This window comes from Deinococcus betulae (assembly GCF_020166395.1).
GTDB classification, from domain to species: Bacteria; Deinococcota; Deinococci; order Deinococcales; family Deinococcaceae; genus Deinococcus; species Deinococcus betulae.
Genome location: NZ_JAIQXU010000044.1, coordinates 1 through 26,702, shown reverse-complemented (window position 1 = coordinate 26,702; position 26,702 = coordinate 1). Strand labels below are relative to the sequence as shown.

The following is a 26,702-nucleotide window of genomic DNA, read 5'->3' as shown; positions in this document are numbered from 1 at the left end:
AGCTGGGGCTGTCCCCTGTGCCTGCTCGGCGAAGGCCGCTTCCAGACGCGGAATCAGGTTGGCCTCGTGGGCGCGCTGGGCACGCAGCAGGGCGTTCTTGACCGCGCGGGCGTCGGCACTGCCGTGGCCAATGAACGCCAGGCCCCGCACGCCGATCAGCAGGCTGGCGCCGTAGGTGCTGGGATCCATCCGCTCGGCCAGGCCGCGCAGCGAGCCACGCACCAGCAGGGCGCCCAGCTTGCTTTTCAGGCTGCTCGTCAGGGCCTCACGCACCCAGCCAAACAGCACTTTCGCTTCTCCCTCGGCCAGTTTCAGGACCACGTTGCCGGTAAAACCGTCGGTCACTACGATGTCGGTGGTGTTCAGGAAGATGTCGCGGCCTTCCACGTTGCCGTGGAAGTGAATACCCTGGCCGTGGAGCGCCCGCAGCAACCCGTGGGCTTCTAACACCAGCGCGCTGCCCTTGTGGTCTTCCTCGCCAATAGACAGCAGGCCCACGCTGGGGGCCTCACGGTCTTCCACGACCCGCAGGTACACGGTCGCCAGCTGCGCCCACTGGGCGTAGTAGCTGGCCTTTACGTCGGCGTTGGCGCCCACATCCAACAGGGTGGTAAAGCCGCCGCGCGCCGGCAGATGGGTCAGGATGGCGGGCCGCTCCACGCCGCGCACCCGCCCCAGCGTCAGCAGGGCAGACGCCATCGTGGCGCCGCTGTGGCCCATGCTGACCACGGCGCACGCCCGACCTTCCTTGACCAGCCGCGTGGCCACGCTGATGCTGGCCCCGGTGCGCCGCCGCACGTCGCTGGCATGTTCGTCCATGCCAATCACGTCGGGGGCGTCCACGACCTCGATAGGCAGGCCCGCACTGCCCGCGTGTTTGCCCAGTTCGGCGTGCAGGGCGACCCGGTGACCCACCAGCAGCACACTCACGCCGGCGCGGGCCGCCTGCACTGCACCGTCCACGTTGGGCGCGGCTCCGTGGTCGCCGCCCATCGCGTCCAGGGCGACTGGCAGCTTGCCCGCCGCTAGATCAGCGGTCATCGCTGTCGCTTAGAGCCGCCGAGGCGTAAAAGGGCCGGGGGTCGGCACCTCGCTGCTCGCTGGGGAGGCGGTAGCCGGGCCGCTCGACGTGCTCACGGATGTCCTTGAAGTCAACGTACTGGTCCGCCGCGTTGCGCAGCTCGTAGCTGGTCATCTCGGCAATGCTGGCCACCACCACGCGCTTGCCCCGCGCACGCAGAACTTCCACCGGGCGCTCAAAGTCGCCGTCGCCGGTCAGCAGCACCGCCGTATCGAAGCGGTCACTGGTGCTGAGCAGGTCGGTGACAATTTCGATGTCCAGGCTGGCGCGGCGGTAGGTGGCGCCACTCTCGTCGGTGGCCTCGCGCAGCGGGCGGGTACGCACCGTGTAGCCCATGTAGGTCAGGGCGTCGGTAAAGCGCTTTTGCTTGTCGTCCATGGGGACCGGGACCGCCGTGTAGTAAAAGGCGTTGTGCAGCGCGCCCTGCGCCGCGAAGTAGTCCAGAATCTTGCGGTGGTCAAAGTTCCAGCCCAGTCGCTTGGCCGCTGCGTAGACATTTGCGCCGTCAATAAAAAGTGCAATTCGTTCCATCTGATGTTCTCCTGTGTAACCGCCGCGCCCCGGCGGGCAGGCGACGTTCGGGCGTCAGGATACCTGAAGACGGAACGGTCCTGATTTCAAAGGGAGGTCGGACATCCCCTTCCCGCCTCTGCCGGTTCTGTTGCGCCGCTTTGGGTGTGCCTTATCCCCTGTCTTTAGTGCCCTTCCAGGTCCGGCTCAGTGGCTGGGGCCTCTCCTCCATTCATGACCACCGGGTACTGCCCCTCTTCATGCAGCGCGGTCCAGACCTCGGCCCGCAGCCGCGCGAGGTCTACCCCTGCGTAGCTGGGCGGCAAGGCGTCCAGATACCGCTCGGCCTTGACAAAGTTGCGGTGGCTGTGGCTGCCGTGATACCAGCGTTTATGAAGCGCGGCGGCCAGCAGAATCAGCGCCTGATAAAAGTCGCGCTCCTGGCCCGCCGCCGCCTGCCAGGGCCCTTCCCAGGCTTCGTGGGCTTCCCACCATTCGCCCCGCGCAAACAGCGCCGCGCCCCGCTGCAGGGCTTCAGGGTCACGCACGGACTCGGCCATGCCTTCAGGCTAGCGCCCCCGCCTCCAGGCAGGCCGCTCCGCATGCCCAGACATTGCACTCCAAGTCACTACGATTAAACAAGTGGTGAGCCTTTTCTCCATGCGCGCCCTATCCCACAGCGGCCCCGGCGGGCGTATCATCGGGCCATGAAGCCAGTCGAACTGACCGACAGCACCTTTAACGACGAAATCGGCCAGGGCCTGACCCTGGTGGACTTCTGGGCCCCCTGGTGCGGCCCCTGCCGAATTATCGCGCCGGTGATTGAGGAACTGGCCAGCCAGTACGAGGGCCGCGTGAAGATCGGCAAACTCAACGTGGATGAAAACCCCGTGACCCAGGGCCAGTACCGCGTCATGAGCATTCCCACCCTGATTCTCTTCAAGGATGGCCAGCCCGTCGAAGGGGTCGTGGGCGCCCAGCCCAAGCGCGCCTTTGAAGCCCTGCTGGACAAGCACAGCGCCGCAACCGCCAGCGTCTGAAGTCACCTCAAAGAATCGGGCCGCCACAGCTCTGGCGGCCCTTTTGCTGGTCTTAGAGCCTCACAACGTCCGGCGGAGTCCAGGCGTGCAGGGCCTCACCGAGCAGCACCTCGCCGTCAGGCCAGTCGCCGTGGCCGCTGGCGACATTGATATGCCCCGCCTCGCCCGCCGAGACGTATTCGGCGCCCCAGGCCTCCGCAAAGGCCTGGGCGCGCTCGGCGCTGGCGTAAGGGTCATTCTCGCTGGCAATCACCAGTGCTGGAAACGGCAGGGCAGTCATGGGCACGGGGGCCATCCCGGCCACCCCCGGATAGGCCTGATAGGTGGGCGTGAAGTCGGCGTCGGTGGGGCCGACCAAAAGCGCCCCCTTGACCCGTTCGTGACCGCCCGTCAGCGCCGCCCAGTGCACGATATTCAGTACCCCGCACGAGTGCCCCACCAGAATGAGGTCGCCGGGCGTGGCGTCAATGACCTCCTGCAAGCGGGCCGACCACGTGGCCGGGGTGGGCTGCTCCGGGTCGTCCTGGCGCACGCGCGCCGCGCCGAACTTGTGCTGCCACAGGGTCTGCCAGTGCTCTGGGCCGCTGTCGCCCAGGCCGGGCACGATCACAAGGGTTGGGGTCATAGGGTGATGGTAAGGGGTGAGGGGACAATGGAGAGGAAGATCTGACGGCGGCGTCCCGTTTTCCCCTGGCGATCAGGGGCTGCCCCCCAAGACCACGGAGGCCGTTCTCTTCAGCAGTCGCTCCAAAACAGCGGAGGGCCAAGAGCTTCACTTGTCCTGGAGACCGCTGTCAGACCAGCCTTTACTACTCCCCGGACGCTTCCAGCAATTCCACCTGCCGCCCGTCCGGGTCCAGCACGAAAGCCATGTCACGGCCACTGGGGCTGGATTGTAGGTCGCGGGTGACAGTGACGCCCTGCGCCCGCAGCCCAGACAGCAGTTCATTGAGGCCGACGACATGCAGAGCAATGTGCTCAGCCCAGTGAGGATGCGGCGCTGGCCCCTCCCCTGTCACCTCAAAGAATTGGAGGCGGCCCTCACCCAGACGCACCACCGCGCGGCCGTAGCCCTCGGGCGTGGTCAACTGCTTCTCCACGGTGCCGCCCAGGTGAACATAAAACGCCAGCGTGGCCGCCAGGTCGCGGGTCAGAAACGAAACGTGCTTGAGCATCGCCCCAGGCTATACGGTGGGCGCATGTCTCCCCCACCCTGGCGGCTGCGTGGTCAGGCCCTGGTGACCGTCTATGGCCGCCCAGACCCCGGCGCCCTCCTGCTGCTGCGCTACGCGGCCTCGCCAGTGGGGCCCTACGACGAGGTGATGTGGGTGACGCTGGGCGCCCCCAGCCCCGCTGGACCGCGCCCGCAGGTGACGCGCATTGCCGTTGGTACGCCGCAGAGCGTGACCTGGGGCCGGGCCAACTGGGGCATTCCCAAGACGCTGGCGCGTTTCGAGTGGCAGGGCAGCCAGAACCACGGCCAGGTGCGCGTCTGGGAGGATGGAAAGCTACTGACCCACCTGGCCTTTCAGCAGTTCGGGCTGGCGCTGCCGGTCTCCACTGGCCTCGTGCCGGCCCCCTGGCGCACGCTGGCCCAGCTGCGCCTGGACGGTCAGGCCGGCTGGTGGCTGACCCAGGTGGACATGACCGGGCGTGTGCGACCTGCCCGGCTCCGCGTGATTCAAGGGGCAGCCCTGCACCCAGCTCTCGAAACAGGTCGCCCGCTCCTCACCGTTGCCCTGCCGACCACCCACCTCCTCTTCCCTGTCCCTACCCCTGCCTGACCGGTCGTTCGGGGGCAACCATCCCCGCCAGGCAGTGAGATAGTGCGCGCATGGAATACCGCAAGTTGCTGGGCACCGACCTGACCGTCAGTGCGGTGGGGTTCGGGGTGTGGACCGTGGGCACGACTTGGTGGGGCGTCAAGGACGAAGGCATGGGCAAGGCGCTGCTGCGAGAAGCCTTCGACCTGGGCGTGACCTTTTTTGACAACGCCGACACCTACGCCTCGGGCCGCGCCGAAGAGTTGCAGCGCGAAGCCCTGGCTGATGTGCGCGACCAGATCGTGATTGGCACGAAGTTCGGTTACGACATCTACAACCACCCGGAACGGGCCGGCCAGCAGGAGCGCCCGCACGACTGGTCCCCCCAGCATCTGCGCCGCGCCCTGGAAGGCAGCCTCAAGCGCCTGGGCACCGACCGCATTGACTATTATCAGCTGCATAACCCCCGTATGGACGCCATTGCACCCGGAACGGCGCTGGCAGACGATCTGTGGGCCGAGCTGGATAAAGCCAAAGCCGAAGGGCTGATCCGGGCTTACGGCACCGCCCTAGGCCCGGCCCTGAACGAGCGCCAGATTGAAGAAGGGATTGCCAGCGTGCGGGACCGCCGCGCACCCACCCAGATTATTTACAACCTGCTGGAGCAGCTGCTGGGGGGACAGATTCTGCCGGTGGCCGAGGAAGTCGGCGTGGGCATGATAGCCCGCGTGCCGCACGCTTCGGGCCTGCTGGAAGGCTACATGAGCCTGGACACCGAGTTTGAGCCTGGCGACCACCGCAACTGGCGCATGACCACCAATGCCCGCCGCAAAGCCTGGATGGAAGACGGCCTGAAGAAAGTCGAGCAGCTTCAGGACGCTGTAATTGAAGGTAAAGGCCGCACCATCGGCCAGTTGGCGCTGCAATTTGCGCTGCGTTCCCCGGCGATGGCGAGCGCACTGCCCAACATATACTCCTCGGACGGCCTACGCGAGTACGCCTCCACCTTCGACGCCGCGCCCCTGACCGATGAGGAATTTGACGCTATTCAGTCCCTGTACCGCGCCAACTTTGGCCTGACCCACGACCTGCGCGGTCAGGTGGTGGCCCAGTGAGTGGGGACCCTGTGAACGGCGAGCGGTCAGAAGGCCAGCGCCCCGAGGGGGCACCGCCCGCAGCGGGTGGGCGTCCGGCTGGCGCCCCCGGTGGTCGCCCGAAAATGATGGTGGACCTGGACCCCAGCGGTCAGGTAACCCAGAGAGAACCGGACCGCGCCCAGCGGCAGTTTCTGAACTACGCCTTTTTCAAGCTGGACCCCGCCTTCCGCCGCCTGCCCCAGAGCGAGCGCGAAGAGATCCGGGCCGAGTTTCTGGCCGCCGCCCAGGGCTGGGTAGAAGACGCCCCCGCCGAGAAGGGCCTGATTCAGCGCCCCTACTCGCTGGTGGGGGTGCGCGGCGACGTGGACTTCATGCTGTGGCGCATCGCCTTTGACGTGCGCGAGTTTCAGGAAGCCCAGGGCCGCCTCAACCGCACCCGCCTGATGGGCTACCTGACCCAGCCCTACAACTTCGTGTCCATGAACAAGCGCAGCCAATACGTCAACCGCGTCGAAGGCAGTGGACACGGCCTGGAAATTCTGCCGGGGCAGGGCAAATTCCTGTTTATCTACCCGTTTGTCAAGACGCGCGCCTGGTACGACCTGACGCCGCACAGCCGCCAGGGCATGATGGACGAGCATATTTTCGCCAGCGGCCCCTTCAAGGGCGTGCGGATCAACACCAGCTATTCCTACGGCATTGACGACCAGGAATTCGTGGTGAGCTTTGACTCCGACCACCCGCAGGAATTCGTGGACCTCGTTCACCGCCTGCGCTACACCGAAGCGAGCATGTATACCTTGCAAGACACGCCGATGTTTACCTGCGTGAAAAAGGACTTAGGCGAAGTGCTGGCCGACCTGGGCTGACGCCAGTTTGCGCAATGGTCCATCCTGAGGCAACGCCTGGGGTGGACTTTTTCTGACCCTGGACGCCACACTGGTCCCCGCCATGCCGCCCCATGAAGTCTTCGAGGTGCCCCGTCTTCAGCCGCACGAGGTCGGCGCGTGGGTGGACACTTGGCTGCGGCAGCCCGGCGGCAATGTGGCGCTGGCCGATGGTCTGCAACTGGCCCCGCGCCGCTGGGAGGCGCCGCAGCGGGTGCCTCCTCAGACTCTTCAGCGGGCCTGTGGACTCGAACCCGAGATGGAATATCCCGAGCCTGCCGAGCGGTGGTCGGCGCGGGTGACCGCACTGGCCCAGGCCGTTCAGGCAGGCGCCCGGCTCGCGCCCCTGATGGTGCAGCGGCGCGGGACCGTTCTGTCAGTTCGTGACGGCAACCACCGCCTTGGAGCGCTCGAAAACCTCGGCGTCCCGCAAGCCTGGGTCCTCATCTGGTCGGACGAGGAGCCTGCTCCATGAGGAGGCCTCCGGGGACCTCTACCTTGGCCCGAATGCCCGCCTAGGCCGTCAGCACCTCAAGCGCGCGGTCCAGGGCTTCATCGTCAATCTGGTGGTGCAACACGAAGCGCACGGACTCTGGCCCCAGGGCGTTAGCCAGCACACCGCGTTCGGCCCAGGCGGCTGCACGGCCCGCCGCGTCCGGCACGGTGGCGTACACGATGTTCGTCTGCACGGCTGCCAGGTTCACCTCAAATCCGGCATTCACCAGGGCTTCGGCCAGCACGCGGGCGCGGCGGTGGTCCTCGGCCAGCCGGGCCGGGCCTTCGCGCAGGGCCACCAGTGCGGCGGCGGCCAGCACCCCCGCCTGCCGCATGCCGCCGCCCATCATCTTGCGATAGCGGTGCGCCTGTTTCATGGCGGCGGCCGAGCCGGTCAGCACGCTGCCCACCGGGGCGCCCAAACCTTTGCTGAGGCACACGCTGACGGTGTCGAACATGCCCGTAATCTCGTGCAGCTCTACGCCCAAAGCCACCGCTGCGTTGTAGACGCGCGCGCCGTCCAGATGGAAAGGCAACCCCTCTTCGGTGGCCACTGCGCGAATCTGATGCACCACCTCTGGCGGGATGATGGTGCCCCCGGCCTTGTTGTGGGTGTTTTCCAGCACGATCACGCCACTGGGTGACTGGTGAACACTACGCCGCACGGCCGCGCGCACATCCTCTGGCGCCGGCACCCCCAGCGGCGCGGGCACAAAGCGCGGCACCACGCCGCTGAAGGTGGCCATCATGCCCAGTTCCCACTCATAGATGTGCGAGCCTTCGGCGCAGATGACTTCCTCGCCCCGGCGGGTGTGCAGGGCGATAGCCACCTGATTGGTCATGGTGCCCGACGGCATAAAGAGACCGGCCTCGTGCCCAGTCAAGCGCGCGACCTCGGCCTGTAGAGCATTCACCGTAGGGTCTTCACCGTAGACATCGTCGCCCACCGGGGCCTGGGCCATCGCCTCGCGCATAGCGGGCGTAGGCGTAGTGACAGTATCCGAGCGCAGGTCAGCCAAAACGGGCAAGGTCATGCGCTGGATGCTACGCGCAGAAGCTCCAGGAGGGTAAGTGTCGTCCAGCCGGCAAGGCTCAAGAATTGAACCGTCAGAGGAAGAGAGGCAACGAAAAACCCCGCGCGTGGCGGGGCTCTTTGGTGCGGATGCCCAGACTTGAACTGGGGACCTCACGCTTATCAGGCGTGCGCTCTAACCAGCTGAGCTACACCCGCGCACCTTGTTGTTCGCTCACCCTTACCGGGCAGGCGGGCATAAATGTACCAGGGCCGCCGGGGGCTGTCAACGCCTGCGCCCCCGCCTCTTTAGCGCAGCCACAGCCCCGGCGTGCCGACCGGCGGGGTCAGGTTGGCGTGAACGTCCAGCGCGTAGCGGTCGGTCATGCCCGCCAGGTAGTCGCAGACGGCGCGCGGCAGGCCCTGCTCTGCACGGGCGCGGAAGCTGGGGGGCAGCATGCTGGGGCGGCCCATCAGGGCTTCAAACAGGGTGGTCAGGGTGCGGGTGGCCTGCTCCACCTGCATCTCCACGCGCCAGTGGCGGTACAGATTCTCGCGCAGGTAAGCGCCTGTTTCGCGCAGGCACCCGCGCATCTGGGGACTGTAGGTGATAAGCGGCGTGGCATGCGCGCGCACGGCCCCTGGGCTGTCCACGCCACTGGCCACAATGGCCGCGTGGCTGGCCTGGGTCAGGTCACGGATGAGGGTCCCCAGCAGGCGGCGGTGCAGGGTCCGGCGCCCCTGCTCGGTCAGGGTATCGCCCTCTATCCCCGCGCCCGCCGTCAGGTCGTGCCACAGCGGCAGCTCGCGCAAGCCCGCGTGGGTCAGCAGGCCGCTGCGCAGGCCGTCATCCAGGTCATGCGCGGTGTAGGCCAGGGCGTCGGCGGCGTCCACCAGTTGCGCCTCCAGGCTGGGGCAGCTCAGGCCCGCGCGGTCGTGCTTGTTCAGGCCGTCCAGGGTGTCATGGGTCAGGTTCAGACCGGCGTATTCGCCCTTGGGCCGCTCCAGTTCGGTGACAATGCGCCGGGCCTGAGTGTTGTGGTTAAAGCCGCCCTGCCCGGCCATCAGAGTATTGAGGACGCGCTCGCCCGCATGCCCAAAGGGAGGATGCCCCAGATCGTGCGTCAGAGCGATGGTCTCGGCCAGGGTCTCGTTGAGGCCCAGCGTCAGGGCCACGCTGCGGGCCACCTGACTGACCTCTAACGTATGGGTCAGGCGGGTGCGGTAGTGGTCGCCCGCCGCCGAAAGAAACACCTGCGTCTTGGCCTCCAGGCGGCGGAAGGCCGTGGTGTGCAGCACCCGGTCACGGTCTTTCTGAAAGGCGGTGCGGGTCTCGCTTTCACGCTCGGGGTGTTCGCGCGTGGCGGTGCGGCTAAGGGTGGCGTAGGGGGCCAGCGCAGCGGCCTCGCGCGCCTCCAGCTCCGCTCGGGTGACCATGCCCGCAGTGTAGGGCGCTGCCCGGTCCGGCGGGCCGTGCATTACAGTTGCCGCAAGATGAGCAGCGACACGCGGGTGATCTACGACGGCCATATCGTGCGGCTGGAGGTGCTGGACGGCAAGTGGGAGGTGGTGCGCCACGACGACGCCGTGGCGGTGCTGGCCCTGAACGAGCACGGAGAGATGCTGCTGGTGCGCCAGCAGCGCCGGGCGGTGGGCCGGGTCACCCTGGAGGCGCCGGCCGGCCTGATAGACGGCGGCGAAACCCCCGAAGCAGCCGCCCGGCGGGAACTTCAGGAGGAGGCCGGGCTGGACGGCGACATGACCCTGCTGACGCACTTTTACAGCAGCCCCGGCTTCTGCGACGAGGCGCTGCACGTCTTTGAAGCCACCAACCTGCGCCCCAGCAAACTGCCCCACGACGAGGACGAGGAAGGTCTGGAGGTGGTGTGGCAGCCGCCCGCGCAGGTGCTGGCCGGCCTGCGGGACGGCTCGGTGGCTGGCAGCGCGTCCACCGTCACGGCGGCGCTGTTTGCCCTGCAGCGCCTGGCGGAGCGCGCGTGAAAACCTACGTTTCCCCGGCCCAGCGACCGAACACGGCCACCGCCGTCGCCATCGGCTCGTTTGACGGGATGCACCTGGGGCACCAGGCCCTGATTGCCCAGCTCAAGGCCAAGGCGCGCGAACACCGCGTCCCCAGCGTGGTGTACACCTTTGACCCGCCCACGCGCGTGCTGACGCAGGGCGTCGAGTTTCTGTCCACCCTCCCCGAGAAGCTCGATCTGCTGGCGCGCTACGGGGTAGACGAGACGATTGCGGCGGCCTTTACCCCCGAATTTGCCGCGCGGCCCAAAGACGCCTTTTTAGATGACCTGCGCACCCTGCGCCCGCAGGCGATTGTGGTGGGCGAGGACTTTCACTTTGGCCGGGGCCGGGCGGGCGGCGTAGAGGACCTGAAAACCGTGGCCCCCGAGGTCGTGGTGGTGCCCATTCACGGCCTGGGCGGCGAGGACATCAAAAGCACGCGGGTGCGCGAATACCTGCGCGCCGGCGATGTGGACGGCGCCCGCCGCCTGCTGGGCCGCCACTACGACGCGCAGGGGGTGGTGGTGCAGGGGGACCGCCTGGGCCGCACCCTGGGCTGGCCCACCGCAAACCTTCAGGTGCCCGACGGCAAGGCGCTGCCGCTGGGCGTGTTTGCCGTGGTGGTGCAGGGCGACCACGGCCGCTGGCACGGCGTGGCCAACGTGGGCTTCCGGCCCACCGTGGAGGGCCGCACCCGGCGCTTTGAGGTGCATCTGTTCGATTTCGGGGGCAACCTGTACGGCGAGGAACTGCAGGTCAAGTTCTTCACGAGGCTGCGCGGCGAGCAGAAGTTTGCCGGTCTGGACGAACTCAAGGCCCAGATTGCCAGAGACGCCGAGGCCGCCCGCGAAGCCCTCAAGGATGTGCGCTGAAGCGAACAGGCACAGCCTGAGACAAGCGCGGCCGTCACGGCCAGCCGGCCGAGTACACCTGTAGAGAAGGCGTACCCCTCGGAACGCCACTGAACCTGCACTGAGGCGCCGCGACTGAGTGAGGTCCACCTCCTTCGCCCGGCAGCAATGAAAAGCCAGAGATGCTCCCTGGCGTCAGCCTGACCCTAGCCGCTGCCACTCGCGCCAGGCCGGCAGCGCCGCGCGGACCGGACGCGGTGGCCGCAAGGTTTCGACCAACGAAGCCCGGTAAGCCGGCCCGTAACGGCCTTGCACCCACTGCTCGTGGGCCTGAAGGGCCGCGCGCACCTGCCAGCGGCCCAGCGCCAGCGGCACAGGCGTGTCGCCCAGCGTGAAGGTCTGTGTGCGGCGGCCAAAATGCAGCGGCCCAGAGGGAGTGAGCAGCGTCAGGCCCGCGCTGTGCAGCGACAGACGGTCCAGCGTGTAGAGACTGCTGCCCTGCGCCGCCGGCGCCTTCCGAAAGCCCCGCAGGCTCAGGTCCCCCTGCCGGGCGTCCACCCCCAGAAACCAGAACTGGGCGGCCAGTGGGCACCCACGCACGACATGAAATCTTGCCATATTACTGAGAATAGAATATCATTATCGTTGTTGCGATGAGGCGCTGAGAGATGAGCGCCGTGCACCGCCCCGGTTGAAGGCACCTCACACCGGCTGCCAGAAGCCCCACAGTCCACTGGGCGTGACCCCACAGGGGCACCACCCCCCGCCCGCGTGCGAGAAGGAGAACCGTATGAGCCGTGAATGTTACCTGACAGGCAAGAAAAATCTGGTGGTCAACAGCGTCACCCGCCGGGGCAAGGCCCGCGCCAAGGGCGGGGTGGGCCGCAAGGTCACTGGCATCACCAAGCGCACCCAGAGGGCCAACCTGCACAAGAAAGCCATCCGCGAAAACGGGGTGGTCAAGACGGTCTGGCTCAGCGCCAACGCCCTGCGCACCCTGAGCCGTGGCCCCTTCAAGGGTATCGAACTCGCATGAAGCGGACTGCGCTGGCGCTGGGGGCCCTGCTGGGGGGCGCCGCCTACGCCGCTCCCCTGCAGGTCAGCGCCACGACCACCATCCTGGGTGATTTTGTGCGGGCCGTGGGGGGCCAGCGCGTGAGTGTCAATGTCGTGGTGCCTGCTGGCGGCGACACCCATACCTTCCAGCCGGGCACGGCCGTCGTGCGTGGCCTGGTCCAGAGCCGGGTGCTGTTTGCCAACGGCGCCGGACTGGAGCCCTGGCTGCCCAAGCTCCGCTCCAGCGCCCCGAAGGTGCCGGTCAAGGTTCTGACGGCTGGCCTCAAGCTGCACCTGGCGGAACACGGGGCGGAGGCCGGGCACAGCCATGAGGACGACCACGGCGCCCTGGACCCCCATGCCTGGTGGGACGCTGCGCTGGCCGCGGGGTACATCAAAAATATCCAGGCGGCCCTGGGCGCCCTGGACCCGGCGGGCAAGGCCACCTACGCCAACAACGCCGCCGCCTACCTGAAGGCGCTGGCTGCCGCCGATGCCTACGCCAGACAGCAGTTTGCCGGCGTGCCTCTGGCCCGGCGCGTCCTGGTGACCAACCACGACAGCCTGCATTACCTGGCCGAGCGCTATGGCTTGAAGGTCGTAGGAGCCGTGATTCCCGGCGTGGGCACCGAGCGCGAACCTGGCGCCCGCGAACTGGCCACGCTGGCCCAGACCATGAAAAAAGCCGGGGCGCACGTCATTTTTACCGAGAACACCGTGAATGCCCGCCTGGCGCAGACGCTCGCCCGCGAAACCGGCGCGCGGGTGGCCCCGCCCCTCTACACCGACGCGCTGGGGCCCAAAGGCAGTTCTGGCGACACCTTTCTGAAGGCCCTGCGCGCCAACGTAGACACGATGGTGCGGGCCTTGAAGGGTGGCTAAGCGTCACCATCTTTAAGCGGCGTTCCCGCCCGACGTAGGGACGCCTTTTTCCGCATTTCTTTTCCGAAGGGGTATGCTCTGCCGATGCTGGGCGTTGAGAATCTCACTGTCACGTATGGGCCGCAGGTGGCCCTGCAAAACGCCAGCGTGCGCTTTGAAGCCAGGAGCTTCAGCGCTGTCATTGGCCCCAACGGCGCCGGCAAAAGCACGCTGCTGAAGACCCTGGTGGGCCTGCTGCCCGACACGACCGGCGCGGTGCGCTTTGACCCCGGCCACACGGCGCGCGGGTGCATCTCGTATGTGCCGCAGCAGCAGACCCTGGACTGGGCTTTCCCGGTGACCGTCTGGGACGTGGCCATGATGGGCCGCACCGGCCGCCTGGGCTGGCTGCGCTGGCCGGGGCGCAAGGACCGGCAACTGGTCAAAGCGGCGCTGAAGGAAACCGGAGTGTACGACCTGCGTGGGCGCCATATCGGCGCGCTCTCGGGCGGGCAGCGCCAGCGGGTGCTGCTGGCCCGGATGCTGGCCCGCCAGGGCCACCTGCTGCTGCTGGACGAGCCCCTGACCGGCGTGGACGCGACCACCCAGGAGCAGTTGATGGCACTGCTGCGCGCCCAGGCCGACAAGGGGCGCGCGGTGGTCATGGTCACCCACGACCTCGAACAGGCGCGGCGCTGGTGCGACCACCTCGTGCTGGTCAACCGCCGCATCATTGCCGACGGCACCCCCGAGCAGGTCTACACGCCCCAGAACATCGAGGCCACCTTCAGCACCAGTCACTTGGGCCATACCCATGCGTAAGGCCGCTGATGGAAGAACGTTGAGAGTTGATGGACACCGCTCGGCCGCCCAGAGAGCAACCACCCGTCTTTCTCTGTCCCTCCTATCTTTCCCCACTCCCCACGCCCCACGCCCCACTTCCTCTTGATGGACTGGCTCACCGACCCTCTTCAATTCGGCTTTTTCGTGCGCGCGCTGCTGGCGGTCGCGCTGGTCAGCGTACTGTGTGCGCTGGTGGGCGCCTGGGTGGTGCTGCGCGGCCTGAGTTACATCGGGGACGCCATGAGCCACGCGGTGTTGCCGGGCATCGTGGCGGCCTTTCTGCTGAAAGGCAACCTGCTGCTGGGCGCGCTGGCGGCGGCGGTCCTGACCGCGCTGGGCATCGGGGCCGTCAGCCAGCGCAGCCGCCTGAAGCAGGACAGCGCCATTGGGATTGTCTTTGTTGGCATGTTTGCGCTGGGCATCGTGCTGCTGTCGCGCGCGCCCACCTTTACCACCGACCTCAGCAACTTTCTGATTGGCAACCCCCTGGGCGTCACCCCTGCCGACCTGTGGGGTGCGCTGGCCGTAACCGTGGTGGTGGGTGGGCTGCTGCTGGCGCTGCAAAAGGAGTTGCTGCTGGCCTCGTTCGACCCCACCGAGGCGCGCGCGGTGGGCCTGCCGGTGCGCCGCCTGGACAGCCTGCTGCTGATTGTGATTGGTCTGGTGGTGGTGCTGACGGTGCAGCTGGTGGGCACCACTCTAAGTGTCAGCTTGCTGATCACGTCCAGCGCCGCCGCGCGGCTGCTTTCGCGCAGTTTCAAGACCATGATTGCCCTGGCGGCGCTGCTGGGCACCCTGGGCGGCGTCACCGGCCTGTACCTGAGTTACAGCCTTGATACGGCGCCGGGCGCCACCATCGTGCTGGTGAATACGGCGGTCTTTCTGCTGGCCCTGCTCCTCAGGCGCCGCGAGTAAGAGGGACTGCGCTTATTTAAGGCACAGCTAGAAAGGCACTGTCTGCGCCTCCATACCGCGAAATCTATAGCTTTTCCTTCCCGCTCTCCTGCGCCGCTTTTCAAGTCTGCTCGGATTCCACCCGGCCTTCTGCTCGATTCATTCGGAAGCTGTACAAGAGGAACTCCGAGTGAACCGTTCTGCGCAAACGATTCACTCCGGCCGGAGTGAGAGACAGTGAAACGGGTTCCAGGCGAGGAGTTGGCCATCCAGTGCTGCTCCGGCTTATTAACAAAGCAGACGGAATCCGTCTCACCACACCTGCCGCTAGGCAGACTGGCGCATTCGGCCCCGCCCGGCCGACCGGTATCCTGGGCGCAGCACTCTGACCTGTTCCCCTGGAAACTGGTGGCAGAGGCTTGGCCCACCGCCCACTCAAAGGACTGCCCTGCCCTTGCGTCTGTAACCCCTGCATTCACGGTTCACGTTGCCGCCCGCCCTGCGCGGGCTGGCCTGTTCTGGCAGGGAGACAAGCATGTTAAGAGTTACCGGAGCGGCGCGTGTGTACGCCGACCGCACGATTTTTGAGGACGTTACGCTTGACGTGGGCGCAGGCGACTGCCTGGCCTTAATTGGAGAAAATGGCAGTGGCAAGAGCACGCTGCTGCGGCTGCTGGCCGGCCTGGACGCGCCCGACGCAGGCACAGTGACGCGCACTGGCCGCGTGGCGCTGCTGGCTCAGGATGAAACCCCTGCAGAAGGCACCGTGCTGGACGCCGTCACCCCCACCGCCCTGCGGCAGGCGCGCGCCGCCTTCGAGCACGCTTCGGCGGATCTGGGCACCGGAACGGATGAAGCCTTTCAGGCTTTCGCCGAGGCCGAGGAACACTACCGCCTGTGCGGCGGCTACGACTTTGAAGCGCGGGCCGGGGCGGTGCTCGCTGGCCTGAACCTGGACGGGGCGGCGCGGGCCACCCAGCTCTCGGGGGGCCAGACCCGGCGGGCCCTGCTGGCGCGGCTGCTGCTGGACCCCGCCGAGGTCTATCTGCTGGACGAACCCACCAACCACCTCGACGCGGACGGCGCCGCCTGGCTGGAAGGCTGGCTCCGGGCGTCCGGGGCGGCGTTTGTGCTGGCCAGCCATGACCGCGCCTTTCTGGACGCCGTGGCGACCCGCACCGCCGAACTGGAACGCGGCGAACTGCATGAGTATCCCGGCGGCTACAGCGAGGCGATGACTCTGAAAGCCACCTTGCGTGAAGCCCAGGCGCGCGACTACGCCGCCTACCAGCGCAAGCGGACCGCGCTGCGCCAGGAACAGGGACGGCTGCGCTCGGCGGGCGAGAGTGCCGGGCACTTCAACCTGCGCCGGGCGGGCAACGTGCCCCTGATTGCGGCCAAGAACAAGGCGTCCCAAGTGTCTAAGACCCTGGCAGGCCGCTCGCGGGCGCTGGAGCGGCAACTGGACCGCCTGGAGGACGCCGCCGTCGACAAGCCTTACGCCGACCACCGGGCCGTGCGCCTGGACTTGCCCCCCGCTCCTCCCGGCCCGGCCGAGGTGCTGACCGCACAGCACCTGAGCGTGGCGCGCAGCGACCACGAAGTGCTGTCGGGCGTGGCCCTGCATGTCCGCCGGGGTGACCGCGTGGTCCTGACCGGCCCCAACGGCGGCGGCAAAAGCACCCTGCTGCGCGCCCTGCTGGGCGAGCTTCCCCACAGTGGAACAGTGCGCTGGGGCCAGGGCCTGACCCTGTATGTGGCCGGGCAAGGCGGCGAGGAATTGTACGGGCTGGCCACAGTAGGAGACGCCCTGCTGGCGGCCAATCCGGCCCTGACCCCTCATCAGCTGCATGAGGTCGCGGCCGGGCTGCAGGTCCCTGGTGGCCCGCAGTTTCCGCTGTCCACGCTGTCCGGCGGGCAACGCACGCGCCTGAGCCTCGCGCGCCTGAGGGTCACGAGGGCCCAGGTGCTGGTGCTGGACGAACCCACCAACCATCTGGACGTGCGCGCCATTGAAGCGCTGGAAGGCCTGCTGGCCGACTATCCCGGCACCGTGCTGCTGGCCACCCATGACCGGGCGCTGACCCGCCGTGTGGCGACCCGTCGCTGGCAGGTGGAGAGCAGCACGGTTAAGGAACTTGATGTGACTGCCAGTGGGCACCTGGACCCCGGATAAGTCATGAATCAGCGGCGCAGCAAACAGAAGGGCTCTTCAACAATGCCGGCCAAAGAAACGGAGGTGGGCTGTCACCCGAGTGATTGAAGGCATGCCAGAAGTTCCCCTCAAGAAGGGAAAGGGCGTCACCTCTGCTGCCCTTTAAGCGGGTGACGCGCCCTCTGGCGGCTGACCTGCGCTGCAAGGGCTCGCCTGCAAAGCTTAGAACAGTCAGCCTGAGTCCCTATCGCTCCAGTCCTGCTGGAGCCTTATCCGGACTCCTCTTCATGAAGGCAGAGCTGAGAAGTTACCGTCTGCGCCTCCAGATCGCGCAATCTGCCGCTTTTCCCTCGCGCTTTGCTATGCAGCTTTCCAAGACAGCTCGGATTTCATCAAGCACGCTGCTCAATTCAATCGGAATCCGTATCAGACATGCCCGCTGCTGCCCTGAACGTGACGGCCGACAGCACTGCACTCAAGACGTCTCAACGCTTCCCCGTCAGTCCAGCCGGTCCAGCGCCGCTTCGAGCGAGCGGCGAACCAGTTCGGTGGTCAGGCTGAACACCAGATGCGACGCGGCCTCCCAGACCACCGCCGAGCGGGGCAGCTGCCAGGGCCAGGCCTGAAATCCGGTGGCTGGCACAGCGCTGGCGTGGGTCATGGCGTACATCACTGCCCCAGCCGGCACGCCCAGGCCGCGCGTCACGGCAGGCTGGGCCGCCGCCAGGGCGCTGTAGGTGGCCCCCAGCGCCGCGCCCATCGCGTAGTGAATCACCTGTTGGCCCTCTAACTTTTCTTCTTTAGTCGGGGTCTTGCCCGTCAGCTGCTCGCCCAGAGCCTCCACCATTTCGGCGGGCGGCATGTGGTCCTGGCGTCCGGTAGGATCAGCGCCCACCATCTTTTTCTCGGCGGGTGTGGGCGGAAAAGCCTGTTCGGCCAGCGTTTGCAGGGCGGGCTCAACCTTGGCTTTCACAGCCGCGCCGATCAGGCCAGCAACGGCGCCCACCAGCAGGCTCCGCACAGGATGTCTGAGGGTCATCTTGCCAGCATAGGTGGACAGGCGCCGGAGCCCGCCAAAGCTCAAGGACGGCTCAAGCGCTGGCCGGGGGTGGCCGTCTACGCCTTGAGTGGTTATTTCGTTGACCCCTGAGGCAAGAAGCAAACCCGTCTCTTCCAAGCTGGCTGCTGACTGTAACGGCTCTTCGTTCGTCCGAGCCGCTCTGGCTGTCCACCTGTCCACTTGCGACCCAGGAAAAGCCTCAATCGCACGCAAGACTTCACTCAGGCCAGCAGCGTTATACGGCCGCTCACGCCGCCGGCCTCGGCTTGCCGGTGGGCCTCGGCGGCCTGGGCCAGTGGTAACCGCAGGCCGCTGTGAACGCGCACCTCGCCCCGCGCCAGGGTGTCCAGCGCCGCCTGGGCCACGCGGCGGGCCTGGTCAGAGCGGTGCTGGCGCAGGGTGCCGTTTGAGTACCCGATAACAGAGCGGCCTTCGCGGTGCAGTGGCGCGGTGGGCAGCAGGCCAGGGCGACCGCCCGCGTGTCCGAACGTCACCAGGCGGCCAAACCGGGCCAGGCAGGTCAGGCCCCGCTCGGCGGTGTCGCCCCCGATGGAATCCAGAATCACGTCGGCGCCGCGTCCCTCGGTATGGGCCAGCACCTCGGCGGCGAAGTCTTGACTGTGGCGGTGAATTACCACCCCTGCCCCCAGTCCCCGCACGAACTCGGCGCGGCCCTCGTCGCCCACCACCGCCAGCACCTGCGCGCCCCGGCCCAGGGCCAGTTGCACCGCCAGGTGACCGACCCCTCCCCCCGCCGCGTGAATCAACACCGTTTCGCTGGGCTGAAGGTCGGCAGCCTGCAAGACCCCGTCAGCGGTCGAAAGGGCCACCAGTGCCGCGCCCTGCTCGGCAGCCCTTCATCAGCCAGAGGCAAACAGAAGGTGGCCGGGGCCAGCACCTCGGTGGCGTAGCTGCCGCCAATGGTGAAGCACGCCACCCGCTGCCCCACCGCCAGGCCCGTGACGTCTTCACCCAGGGCGTCCACCACCCCAGCCGCGTCAAGCCCTGGCACAAAGGGGAGCCGTCCACCTGGCCCATACCCGCCCCGGCGGGCCAGAACATCGGCGTAATTGACGCCCGTGGCCTCAACACGCACCCGCACCTGCCCTGGGCCCGGCTGCGGCAACGGGCGCTCCCTGCCAGGTCAGGACTTCGGGGCCGCCGTAGACCTGTACCGTAATGGCATGACTCATGGAGACAGCAAACAGCAAAACCCGCCCCCACAGGTGGGAACGAGCTGTCACTGGCTGGGAGGCGCCCACGAGCGTGGGCCCGGACCTCCCGTGTGGGGTTAGTAGAACTTGGTGATGCGCTCGACGCTGTGGCGGTGGTGGGGGAAGCCGTCTTCGGCGCGCTTGCCCAGGGGCAGCAGGCCGGCAAACTGAACGTGCTCGGGCAGGCCCAGGATTTCTTTGACCTTGTCGGGCTGGAAGCCCAGCATGGGCACGGTGTCGTAGCCCAGGCTGCGGGCGGCCAGCATCAGGAAGCCAAAGGCGATGTTGGCCTGGCTCAGGCCCCAGGCGCCGCGCTGCGCGACGGGCTGGCTGCCGAACACGTTGTCAAAGGTGGCGCGCTGGCCGGTGCGGCCCTGCTCACCCATGCCGGGGTGAGCGGTGTCTTCCACGGTGTTCAGGGTGTCTTCCATGTCGCTGTAGACCACGATGACGGCGGGCGCGTTCGTGACCTGGCCCTGGCCGTAGGCGGCGTCTTGCAGCTTGGCCTGGAGTTCGGGGTTCTGCACCACGGCAAAGCGCCAGGTCTGGGCGTTCCAGGCGCTGGGGGCCAGGCTGGCGAGGCGCAGGATTTCGCGCAGGTCGTCCTGGTTCAGGGGCTCTTGCACGTACTTGCGGATGCTGCGGCGGGTCTCGATGGCTTCTTGGACGCTCAGGGCTCTGGTGGCGGTTGCAGTCATAGGCAGGAGGTTATTCCGAGTGCTTTGAAAAGTCAAGCGGTGTGTCTTCCGTCATGATTCAGTCAGTGCTGGCGTGTAAACTTTAGGCATGAGCACGGAACACACTGGTTTTTGCCCGATTTACCGGGCCATCGGGGTGTTGCAGGAAAAATGGGTGCTGCATATCGTGCGCGCCCTGCTGAGCGGGGAAAAGGGGTTTAACGAACTGGCCCGCGCCGTTGGCGGCTGCAACAGCGCAACCCTGACGCAGCGCCTGGAACACCTGGAACAGCTGAGCCTGATTGACAAGCGCACCGAGGACAGCCACGGCAAGCTGGCGCGCAGCGTCTACAGCCTGACCCCCGCTGGCCTGGAGTTGCAAAGCGTCATTGACGCCATTGGCCACTGGGCGCAGCTGCACTTGGAGGTGCCTGGGCCTCAAGAACATGGGGCGGAAACGGCGCCCTGCTAGGCTAGGCAGGACTTCTGCGCTGTGGCTGACACTTCCGCCGACTCCATCAGGGTCGGCGGTTTGTCTGGGTCATGGGTGCAGCCTGACCCTGCTAGGGACTGCTTCACTCTGATCTCTTCACACCGAGTGAGGCTCTGAGGCAGCCTCAGGGGTAGGAGGACCAAGCACTGACATGGACGGCATCGGTCAATGAAGTCGCAAGTCGCCTCAGCCGACCCCACGTTTACCCTGAAGGTATGAGCATCAAGGATAATTTCAGCTCCGAGGAATGGACCACGGTCATGAACGGCCCTGGCCGGGCGGGCGCGGCTGTGGTGGCCGCCAGCCCTAGCGGCATCACCGGCCTGCTGGCCGAGGGGCGGGCCCTGGCCCAGGCCGTGCGCGCTGGCCTGAGCGCGCCGGGCCGCACGCCACTGCTGGAGGCGATGGCCGCTGACCTGCTGGGCCCCGCCCCGGAGCGCACGGCCCGGCCGGAACCGGCCACCAGCATGGACGACGCCCGCGACCAGAGCCTGCAAGGGGTGCGGCAGGCCGCGTGGCTGGTCAGTGCCAAGACCAGCCCAGAAGACGCTGCCGCCTACCGCCACCTGCTCCTGAAAGTGGCCGACGAGGTGGCGAACGCCGCCAAGGAAGGGGGCTTTCTGGGCATTGGTGGAGAGCAGGTCAATGACCGCGAACGCGCCGTGCTGGACGAACTGCGCCGCTTGTTGGGCACCGAGCCGGCCCCCAGCCCCCTCCTGTCTCCCTCACCCGACGGCAGCGGCAACAGTAACTGAGCCGCATCTGGTTCCAATTGCGTGTAGAGCTTCTTCTAGCCGCAAAGGGCGGGGGCAGAAGGGCCACATGGGATGACCTGTCCCCGCACTGCGGCTGAAGGGAACAGACGAAATCTGTCTCAGCTGACCTGAACACCGCCTAATAGCCCCCTTCCTGGCTGCCGTGCGGCCTGCACTGTCCAGCCCAGCCGAGCAGCCTGATCCCAGGCCAGCGGTATGCTGCGGCCCGTACCGGCGTGGGGGCGACTGGCGCACAACGTGGACAGACCACGGGGAAGCCCCTGAAAGCACACGCCAGCTGACCGCGCGCCTGGGTCATGCCCTGCCTTTTTTCTGGGCAGTGGCCACAGGGGGACACAGTGACAGACGGGGCCAAGCAGACAGGCAGGCGGCGCGCACTTCTTTCGGTCAGCGACAAGACGGGCGTCACCGAGTTCGCGCAGCAACTCGCGGCGCGTGGCTGGGAAATTCTGAGCACCGGCGGCACCTACCGCAGCATCGTGGACGCCGGCGTGCCGGCGCGGCAGGTCAGCGACGTGACTGGCTTTCCCGAGATGCTGGACGGCCGCGTCAAGACCCTGCACCCCGCCATCCACGGCGGCATTCTGGCCCGGCGCGAGCAGGCTCACCTGGCCCAGCTGGACGAGCACGACATTGGCACCATTGACCTGGTCTGCGTCAACCTCTATCCCTTCCGCGAGACCGTGGCGCGCGGGGCCGCGTTTGACGAGGTCATTGAGAACATTGACATTGGCGGCCCCGCCATGATTCGCTCGGCGGCCAAGAATCACGCAGGCGTGCTGGTGCTGGTGGACCCCGCTGACTACTCGCTGGCCCTGCAAGATGAGGTGAGCAGCGCCGACCGTCAGCGCCTGGCCGCCAAAGCCTACCGCCACACCAGCGAGTATGACGCGGCCATCACTGCGTATCTGGAAGGCGCGGCAGACGAGCTGCCCACGGCCCTGCCCGAACGGCTGACGCTGAACCTGACCCGAGCGGCGCAGGTGCGCTACGGCGAGAACCCTCACCAGCCCGGCGCAATCTACCGACTGGGCGAGGCGCGCGGCCCCGTGCTGGACGCCCAGGTGCTGAGCGGCAAGCCCATGAGTTTTAACAATTACGCCGACGCCGACGCCGCCTGGACGCTGTGTCAGGAGCTGGCGGCGCAGGAAGCGGCGGTGCCGGACCACGCGGCCGTATGCGTGGCGGTCAAGCACGCCAACCCCTGCGGCGTGGCCCTGGCCCCAGACGTGAAGGTGGCCTGGGAACGCGCCCGCGACGCTGATACCCTGAGTGTGTTTGGAGGCGTGGTGGCCGTCAGCGCCCCGGTGACGCTGGAGGCCGCCCAGGCCATGCGCGGCACCTTTCTGGAAGTGCTGATTGCCTCAGAAGTCACGCCCGAAGCCGTAGCCTGGTTTGCCGAGAAGAAACCAGACCTGCGCGTGCTGGTGGCCGCGCAGGCGCAGGGCGTCAGCGTGCTGGACGTGCGCCCCCTGACCGGCGGCTTTGCCGTGCAGGAGCGTGACACCCGCCCCTGGGATGACCTGTGCCCCGAAGTGGTGACGGAGCGCCAGCCCACCGAGCAGGAGTGGCTTGACCTGCGCTTTGCCTGGGCCACCGTCAAGCAGGCCCGCAGCAACGCCGTAGTGCTGGCCCGCGGGGGCGTGACTGTGGGCCTGGGGGCCGGAGCTGTCAGCCGCATCTGGGCCGCCGAGCGCGCTGTGGCCAACGCGGGTGAGCGGGCGCAGGGCGCCGTGCTGGCCAGCGAAGCCTTCTTCCCCTTCGACGATGTCGTGCGCCTGGCGGCCCGCGCAGGGGTCAGCGCCATTCTGCAACCCGGCGGCGCCAAACGGGACCCCGAAGTCGTGGCCGCCTGCAACGAACTGGGCCTGAGCATGGTGTTCACCGGGTCGCGCCACTTCCGGCACTGACAGCAGGAGGAAGAGGCGGCGGGTTCCTAAGCCCCGCCGCCTTTGTTGTTGGGCGCTGGTGCCTGCGGCTGACCAGAGGCGTCGCTGCTACAGCCTGTACGCAGGGGAACCAGAGCAGTGCCCTCCCCCTCGGAGTTATCACCGACTTTCCGCCGTTTTGCCTGAGGTTCAGAGCAAGCCCAGCCAACCGGCTTTCAGTTATTGCTTGAGACTCCCTTTGCTTGAGACAAGGTCCCGACGCCTGAGCCACTCAAGCCCCGGCGAGAGGGCGCCACTTCGGCAGTCCTCTCATACGGATTCCGCTTCATTGCCGCACCGCAAAGACAGGCACCGTCAGCGCTTCCATATCGCGCCATCCGCATCCGTTCTTGCTCGCTCTCCTGCGGAGCTTTTCAAGTCTGCGGCGCCGCTGTCCAAGTCCGCTCGGAGTCCACCCAGCACTCTGCTCGATTCTATCGGAGTCCGTATCACTTGCTTTATTGAGCTCAGCGGATTTGTCCCGTCGGCATGTCATCGTCATCAGCGCCCTCAACCTGCTTTGTCTCAACCCTGGGACAGCCTGCTTCTCAGCCACTTCATTCCAGATAGTTGCAGAATGCAACTATGCGTCCTGGCTTCACCTCTCCTGCTCAGGCCCCGCCTGCCCCGGACCTGACCACACAGCCGCTGCGGTTTCTGGCGGCGTACTGGGCGGTCTGGCAGCACCTGAGCGGCCACCTTCAGACGGCGCTGGAGCAGGGGCACGGGCTGGACGTCCGCAGTTTCATCGCCCTGAGCTACGTGCAGGCCGCGCCGCTCACCCCCGCCGAACTGGCCAGCCACCTGCGGGTCCCCCGCTACGAGGTCACCCGCGTGCTGCGGCATCTGGAAAGCCGGAAAGCCATTGACCGGCACCCGGCGCCTCACGATGCCCGGTCTCACCGGCTCTGCGCCACACCGGCAGGCCGCACGCTGTGGCAGGCCGCCCTGCACACCGTGGAGACCGTCACCACCCCCGCCCTGCACGCCCTATCGCCCACTCCCCTCGACATCCTGACGGCCAGCCTGGAAACGCTGGCTGCCACGCCCCTGGAGGCCCGCCCATGACCACTCCTGAACCCCAGTGCCCTTTTGGCCACGGTGGCCTGACCCGCCAGGCCGACCTGCCCACCCGCCCCAGCGCCCCTGTGCAGCCTGACCCCCAGGGTGTCTATCAGGTACACGGCTTTCAGGCCGCGCGCGAGGTGCTGCGCAGCGAACAGGTGATTCAGGCCGGCTTCGGTGCCGAGCAGGTGCAGAGCGCCAGCATCATGCGCAACAAGCCGGTGCTGTACACCGAGGGCCAGCCGCACCACGAAATGCGGCGCGACACCGCCCGGTATTTTACGCCTGCGGCCGTGGCGACCTATCAGCCCATGATTGCGGCCCTGGCCGACGACCTGATGGGGCAACTGGTGCGCAGGGGGCAGGCCAACGTGGACGACCTGAGCCTGACGATGGCCGTGCGGGTGGCCGCGCAGGTGGTGGGCCTGACCGACAGCCTGCTGCCAGGCCTTGACCGCCGCGTCACTTCCTTTGTGGAGGGCGAGCGGCCCAGCCGGGACCAGACGGCAGAGGCCAAGCCTGCCGGGCCGCTGGCCCACCTCCAGGGCCTCTGGAACCAGCGGCAGCTGCTGGCTTTTTACCTGCTGGACGTAAAACCTGCCATTCAGGCGCGGCGGCGCCAGCCCAAAGACGACCTCATCAGCCACCTGCTGAGGCAGGATTACACCGACCTGGAAATCTTGACCGAATGCCTGACCTACGGCACCGCCGGCATGGTGACCACCCGCGAGTTCATCACGGTCGCGGCGTGGCACATGCTGCGCGAGCCAGAGCTGCGCCGCGCCTACGTTCACGGCACTGAACCCGAGCGGCACGCCATCCTGCATGAGATTCTGCGCGCCGAGCCAGTGGTGTCCATGCTGTACCGCCGCACCCAGGGCGACCTGACGGTGGCCGGGCAGCACATTCCGGGGGGCAGTCTAGTGGCCATGCACATCTACGACACCAACGCCGACCCGGCGGTGGCCGGCGACCACGCTGACCAGCTGTGCCCGGCCCGGCCGCTGCCGCGCGGGGTCCAGGCGCCGGTGCTGGCCTTCGGGGACGGCCACCACCGCTGCCCCGGCGCCTTCCTGGCCATCAAGGAAAGCGACACCTTCCTGCGCCGCCTGCTGGTCTGGAATGACCTGCGCCTGGTGACGCCGCCCACGGTGACCTTTAACGAGGTGGTCAAAGGCTACGAACTGCGCGGCATGCGCGTGGCGCTGGGACCGGCGGCGCAGCCCGTTGCCACGTCCTGACGTGCGCCTAAAGAACCTCGTCAAGACGGGGCAGCGGCGCTGCTGGCTGGGCTGGGGGGCCGCCGCCGCCCTGGGGCTCTGGCTGACTGGTCGGCAGGCCCGCACCTACGGGCACCTGCACCCAGAGCTCCAAACGCCGCTGCTGCGGCTCCGGACCCCCTCGTTCACGCAGCCCCTGGTGACAATCATGCGGCGCCTCCCCACGCGCTTTCCGCTGCCCAGCGGCGTGCAGGTCGAGGCCCGGACGGTGCCTGGCCGCTCCGGCGACCCAGACGTGCCCGTGTTGCTGTACCGGCCGGGCCAGGGCAGACCACCCACAGCCGCCCTGCTGTACATCCACGGCGGGGGGTTTGTCACCGGCTCGGCGGCGGCCTACCACGCCCAGTGCGCGCGCTACGCCACTGAGTTGGGGCTGCTGGTGGTCAATGTGGACTACCGCCTGGCTCCGCAGACCCCGTTCCCGGGACCGCTGAACGACTGTTTTGCGGCCCTGACCTGGCTGACGGCGCAGGCCCCCGCACTTGGACTGAACCCCGCGCAAATTGCCGTGGCTGGAGACAGTGCCGGCGCCGGTCTGGCCGCCGCGCTGGCCCAGCTGGCCCACGACGAGGGCGTGCCGCTGGCCTTTCAGCTGCTGCTGTACCCCATGCTGGACGACCGCACAGTGCTGAGAACCGACCACAGTGGACGCGGCGAGTTCGTCTGGACACCCGCTTCAAACCGGCTGGGCTGGACAGCGTATCTGGGACGTGCCCCGCAGTGGGAGAGCGCCCCCGAGTACGCCGCCCCAGCCCGCCGCGAACACCTGGCTGGTCTGGCCCCGGCCTGGATTGGCGCAGGCACACTCGACCTGTTTTACGACGAAGCCTGCCTGTACGCCCAACGCCTCCGGGCGGCCGGGGTACCCTGCAAGTGGGACGAGGTCGAGGGGGCTTACCATGCCAGCGAACGCTTTGCGCCGGCCGCCCCGGTCTCCAGGGCCTTTGTGGCCCGCAGTCTAGAGGCTCTGCGGCGGGGCCTGAAGCTGGAGCCCGTCAGCTGACCCACATGGCCGAGCCATTCAGCTCTTCAGGCTTTCCGCGTCACCCTCTCCTTTGATGCTGTTCCACCAGTCAGGCTCACCCGTTTAACAGGACTTTGTCATTCTTCAACCAGGGATACTCGTGATTCCGCTTGATGCTGAATAAATCGGTTGTACAGCGACCTCAATTCCTGAAGAGCCGTAGTGTCATCTTGGAATGTCTGGCGGAATCGGAGTATGAGTCTCCCTTCGCCTTCTCCAAGGTGTTCACGCAACCAGTTGAGGAACTCGAACCACAGGGTTCCGGCTGGACGATGTCCGATGTGGTACCCCTCAATGAAAGCGACGACCTCGTTGTATGAGCCGCACGCCGTATACATCAGTGGGCGCTCTAGCACAACCTGCACGAGGTCGAGTAAACGCAGTTGTGGAGCCTGCCCAGCCATGAAAACCCATTCTGACAAAGTCCTGTTAAAACGGGTGAGCCTGACTGGTTTCTCCACATGACCAGCCAAAGCACCGCAGCGCAGTTAAGGTCCCTTCCCTCAATCGCTCTGGGTCCGCCGTGAGGTATCCCCACCAAGCTGAATGTGAAGGGCCCGCCTTTCCTCTGAAGGCAGTCGGGCGCCCCTCCACCTCTAGGCTGGTCCCGCCCGTCTT

At 67.1% G+C, this 26,702-nt stretch carries 30 protein-coding genes, 1 tRNA gene and 1 riboswitch; of the genes, 18 read left to right on the top strand and 13 right to left on the bottom strand.

The genetic code is table 11. The features are described 5' to 3' along the window. The 3 genes from plsX to K7W42_RS21380 all read right to left on the bottom strand — a co-directional run. Window positions 1-1,041: phosphate acyltransferase PlsX (plsX, locus tag K7W42_RS21390; protein WP_224577266.1), on the bottom strand; the 1,041-nt coding region annotated here is incomplete at its 3' end. Beyond that, window positions 1,031-1,612 (bottom strand): LabA-like NYN domain-containing protein, encoded by a 582-nt coding sequence (locus K7W42_RS21385; protein WP_224577265.1) that lies wholly within the window; start codon window positions 1,610-1,612, stop codon window positions 1,031-1,033. The genes plsX and K7W42_RS21385, both read right to left, overlap by 11 nt. Before the next feature lie 164 nt (window positions 1,613-1,776). After that, the gene (locus K7W42_RS21380) at window positions 1,777-2,151 is read right to left on the bottom strand and encodes a DUF309 domain-containing protein (protein ID WP_224577264.1); all 375 of its coding nucleotides are present in this window, start codon (window positions 2,149-2,151) and stop codon (window positions 1,777-1,779) included. Window positions 2,152-2,262: 111 nt separating this feature from the next. On the opposite strand from K7W42_RS21380, the gene trxA reads away from it, so the two are divergent. Next, a complete protein-coding gene (trxA, locus tag K7W42_RS21375; protein ID WP_224577268.1) occupies window positions 2,263-2,631 on the top strand; it encodes a thioredoxin in 369 nt (122 codons plus the stop codon). Between the two features lie 52 nt (window positions 2,632-2,683). On the opposite strand, the gene K7W42_RS21370 is transcribed toward trxA, so the two are convergent. Both K7W42_RS21370 and K7W42_RS21365 read right to left on the bottom strand, forming a co-directional pair. Beyond that, window positions 2,684-3,256, bottom strand: coding sequence for an RBBP9/YdeN family alpha/beta hydrolase (locus K7W42_RS21370; protein WP_224577263.1), 573 nt, complete (start codon window positions 3,254-3,256; stop codon window positions 2,684-2,686). Window positions 3,257-3,440: 184 nt separating this feature from the next. Next, window positions 3,441-3,806, bottom strand: a complete 366-nt coding sequence (locus K7W42_RS21365) for a VOC family protein (RefSeq protein WP_224577262.1) — start codon at window positions 3,804-3,806, stop codon at window positions 3,441-3,443. Between the two features lie 24 nt (window positions 3,807-3,830). Here K7W42_RS21365 and K7W42_RS21360 point away from each other — a divergent pair, with 24 nt between their 5' ends. The 4 genes from K7W42_RS21360 to K7W42_RS21345 all read left to right on the top strand — a co-directional run bounded on the left by K7W42_RS21360 (window position 3,831) and on the right by K7W42_RS21345 (window position 6,853). Then, window positions 3,831-4,415: a hypothetical protein gene (locus K7W42_RS21360; RefSeq protein ID WP_224577261.1), complete on the top strand. Its 585-nt coding sequence runs from the start codon at window positions 3,831-3,833 to the stop codon at window positions 4,413-4,415. A 50-nt stretch (window positions 4,416-4,465) separates the two neighbouring features. Beyond that, a complete protein-coding gene (locus K7W42_RS21355) occupies window positions 4,466-5,509 on the top strand; it encodes an aldo/keto reductase (RefSeq protein ID WP_224577260.1) in 1,044 nt (347 codons plus the stop codon). 104 nt (window positions 5,510-5,613) lie between these two features. Next, entirely contained in the window at window positions 5,614-6,360 is a 747-nt protein-coding gene (locus K7W42_RS21350) for a chlorite dismutase family protein (protein ID WP_224577267.1), read from the top strand. An 82-nt stretch (window positions 6,361-6,442) separates the two neighbouring features. Beyond that, a complete protein-coding gene (locus tag K7W42_RS21345; RefSeq protein WP_224577259.1) occupies window positions 6,443-6,853 on the top strand; it encodes a hypothetical protein in 411 nt (136 codons plus the stop codon). Between the two features lie 40 nt (window positions 6,854-6,893). Here K7W42_RS21345 and K7W42_RS21340 read toward each other — a convergent pair whose 3' ends face one another. From K7W42_RS21340 to dgt, 3 genes are all read right to left on the bottom strand, one after another. After that, window positions 6,894-7,907 carry a threonine aldolase family protein gene (locus K7W42_RS21340; RefSeq protein WP_224577257.1) on the bottom strand — a complete coding sequence of 338 codons (1,014 nt, stop codon included), beginning with the start codon at window positions 7,905-7,907 and terminating at the stop codon, window positions 6,894-6,896. A 120-nt stretch (window positions 7,908-8,027) separates the two neighbouring features. Beyond that, window positions 8,028-8,104, bottom strand: a tRNA-Ile gene (locus K7W42_RS21335). A 90-nt stretch (window positions 8,105-8,194) separates the two neighbouring features. Further along, a complete protein-coding gene (gene dgt, locus K7W42_RS21330) occupies window positions 8,195-9,322 on the bottom strand; it encodes a dGTP triphosphohydrolase (RefSeq protein WP_224577256.1) in 1,128 nt (375 codons plus the stop codon). Window positions 9,323-9,379: 57 nt separating this feature from the next. Here dgt and K7W42_RS21325 point away from each other — a divergent pair, with 57 nt between their 5' ends. Continuing rightward, window positions 9,380-9,886 carry an NUDIX domain-containing protein gene (locus K7W42_RS21325; RefSeq protein ID WP_157459885.1) on the top strand — a complete coding sequence of 169 codons (507 nt, stop codon included), beginning with the start codon at window positions 9,380-9,382 and terminating at the stop codon, window positions 9,884-9,886. Beyond that, window positions 9,883-10,779, top strand: coding sequence for a riboflavin biosynthesis protein RibF (gene ribF / locus K7W42_RS21320; protein WP_224577255.1), 897 nt, complete (start codon window positions 9,883-9,885; stop codon window positions 10,777-10,779). Before K7W42_RS21325 ends, ribF begins: the two co-directional genes overlap by 4 nt. Window positions 10,780-10,953: 174 nt before the next feature. On the opposite strand, the gene K7W42_RS21315 is transcribed toward ribF, so the two are convergent. Beyond that, a complete protein-coding gene (locus tag K7W42_RS21315; protein WP_224577254.1) occupies window positions 10,954-11,376 on the bottom strand; it encodes a hypothetical protein in 423 nt (140 codons plus the stop codon). 172 nt (window positions 11,377-11,548) lie between these two features. On the opposite strand from K7W42_RS21315, the gene rpmB reads away from it, so the two are divergent. From rpmB to K7W42_RS21290, 5 genes are all read left to right on the top strand, one after another. Then, entirely contained in the window at window positions 11,549-11,794 is a 246-nt protein-coding gene (rpmB, locus tag K7W42_RS21310) for a 50S ribosomal protein L28 (RefSeq protein WP_157459883.1), read from the top strand. Further along, entirely contained in the window at window positions 11,791-12,696 is a 906-nt protein-coding gene (mntC, locus tag K7W42_RS21305; protein WP_224577253.1) for a manganese ABC transporter substrate-binding protein MntC, read from the top strand. The genes rpmB and mntC overlap by 4 nt, the downstream gene beginning before the upstream one ends. Window positions 12,697-12,780: 84 nt before the next feature. Next, entirely contained in the window at window positions 12,781-13,497 is a 717-nt protein-coding gene (gene mntA / locus K7W42_RS21300; RefSeq protein WP_224577252.1) for a manganese ABC transporter ATP-binding protein MntA, read from the top strand. Window positions 13,498-13,623: 126 nt separating this feature from the next. Beyond that, entirely contained in the window at window positions 13,624-14,433 is an 810-nt protein-coding gene (gene mntB, locus K7W42_RS21295) for a manganese ABC transporter permease MntB (protein ID WP_224577251.1), read from the top strand. A 514-nt stretch (window positions 14,434-14,947) separates the two neighbouring features. Continuing rightward, window positions 14,948-16,588, top strand: a complete 1,641-nt coding sequence (locus tag K7W42_RS21290) for an ABC-F family ATP-binding cassette domain-containing protein (RefSeq protein WP_224577250.1) — start codon at window positions 14,948-14,950, stop codon at window positions 16,586-16,588. A gap of 478 nt (window positions 16,589-17,066) precedes the next feature. Here K7W42_RS21290 and K7W42_RS21285 read toward each other — a convergent pair whose 3' ends face one another. The 4 genes from K7W42_RS21285 to K7W42_RS21270 all read right to left on the bottom strand — a co-directional run bounded on the left by K7W42_RS21285 (window position 17,067) and on the right by K7W42_RS21270 (window position 19,539). After that, complete coding sequence (locus K7W42_RS21285) at window positions 17,067-17,606, bottom strand: DUF1440 domain-containing protein (protein ID WP_224577248.1); 540 nt, start codon at window positions 17,604-17,606, stop codon at window positions 17,067-17,069. Between the two features lie 242 nt (window positions 17,607-17,848). Beyond that, entirely contained in the window at window positions 17,849-18,430 is a 582-nt protein-coding gene (locus tag K7W42_RS21280) for a quinone oxidoreductase family protein (protein ID WP_224577246.1), read from the bottom strand. After that, window positions 18,391-18,753 (bottom strand): alcohol dehydrogenase catalytic domain-containing protein, encoded by a 363-nt coding sequence (locus tag K7W42_RS21275; protein ID WP_224577245.1) that lies wholly within the window; start codon window positions 18,751-18,753, stop codon window positions 18,391-18,393. Before K7W42_RS21275 ends, K7W42_RS21280 begins: the two co-directional genes overlap by 40 nt. Before the next feature lie 165 nt (window positions 18,754-18,918). After that, entirely contained in the window at window positions 18,919-19,539 is a 621-nt protein-coding gene (locus tag K7W42_RS21270; protein WP_157459878.1) for a nitroreductase family protein, read from the bottom strand. 88 nt (window positions 19,540-19,627) lie between these two features. Here K7W42_RS21270 and K7W42_RS21265 point away from each other — a divergent pair, with 88 nt between their 5' ends. The 6 genes from K7W42_RS21265 to K7W42_RS21240 all read left to right on the top strand — a co-directional run bounded on the left by K7W42_RS21265 (window position 19,628) and on the right by K7W42_RS21240 (window position 26,063). Next, window positions 19,628-19,990, top strand: coding sequence for a winged helix-turn-helix transcriptional regulator (locus tag K7W42_RS21265; protein ID WP_157459877.1), 363 nt, complete (start codon window positions 19,628-19,630; stop codon window positions 19,988-19,990). A gap of 236 nt (window positions 19,991-20,226) precedes the next feature. Next, window positions 20,227-20,766 (top strand): hypothetical protein, encoded by a 540-nt coding sequence (locus tag K7W42_RS21260; RefSeq protein WP_224577243.1) that lies wholly within the window; start codon window positions 20,227-20,229, stop codon window positions 20,764-20,766. 232 nt (window positions 20,767-20,998) lie between these two features. Further along, window positions 20,999-21,089, top strand: a riboswitch (ZMP/ZTP riboswitch). 36 nt (window positions 21,090-21,125) lie between these two features. Continuing rightward, window positions 21,126-22,697: a bifunctional phosphoribosylaminoimidazolecarboxamide formyltransferase/IMP cyclohydrolase gene (purH, locus tag K7W42_RS21255; RefSeq protein ID WP_224577241.1), complete on the top strand. Its 1,572-nt coding sequence runs from the start codon at window positions 21,126-21,128 to the stop codon at window positions 22,695-22,697. Between the two features lie 603 nt (window positions 22,698-23,300). Continuing rightward, window positions 23,301-23,783: a MarR family winged helix-turn-helix transcriptional regulator gene (locus K7W42_RS21250; protein WP_224577239.1), complete on the top strand. Its 483-nt coding sequence runs from the start codon at window positions 23,301-23,303 to the stop codon at window positions 23,781-23,783. Further along, the gene (locus K7W42_RS21245) at window positions 23,780-25,021 is read left to right on the top strand and encodes a cytochrome P450 (RefSeq protein ID WP_224577238.1); all 1,242 of its coding nucleotides are present in this window, start codon (window positions 23,780-23,782) and stop codon (window positions 25,019-25,021) included. Before K7W42_RS21250 ends, K7W42_RS21245 begins: the two co-directional genes overlap by 4 nt. After that, a complete protein-coding gene (locus K7W42_RS21240) occupies window positions 25,008-26,063 on the top strand; it encodes an alpha/beta hydrolase (protein ID WP_224577237.1) in 1,056 nt (351 codons plus the stop codon). The genes K7W42_RS21245 and K7W42_RS21240 overlap by 14 nt, the downstream gene beginning before the upstream one ends. The last annotated feature ends 639 nt before the right edge of the window (window positions 26,064-26,702 follow it).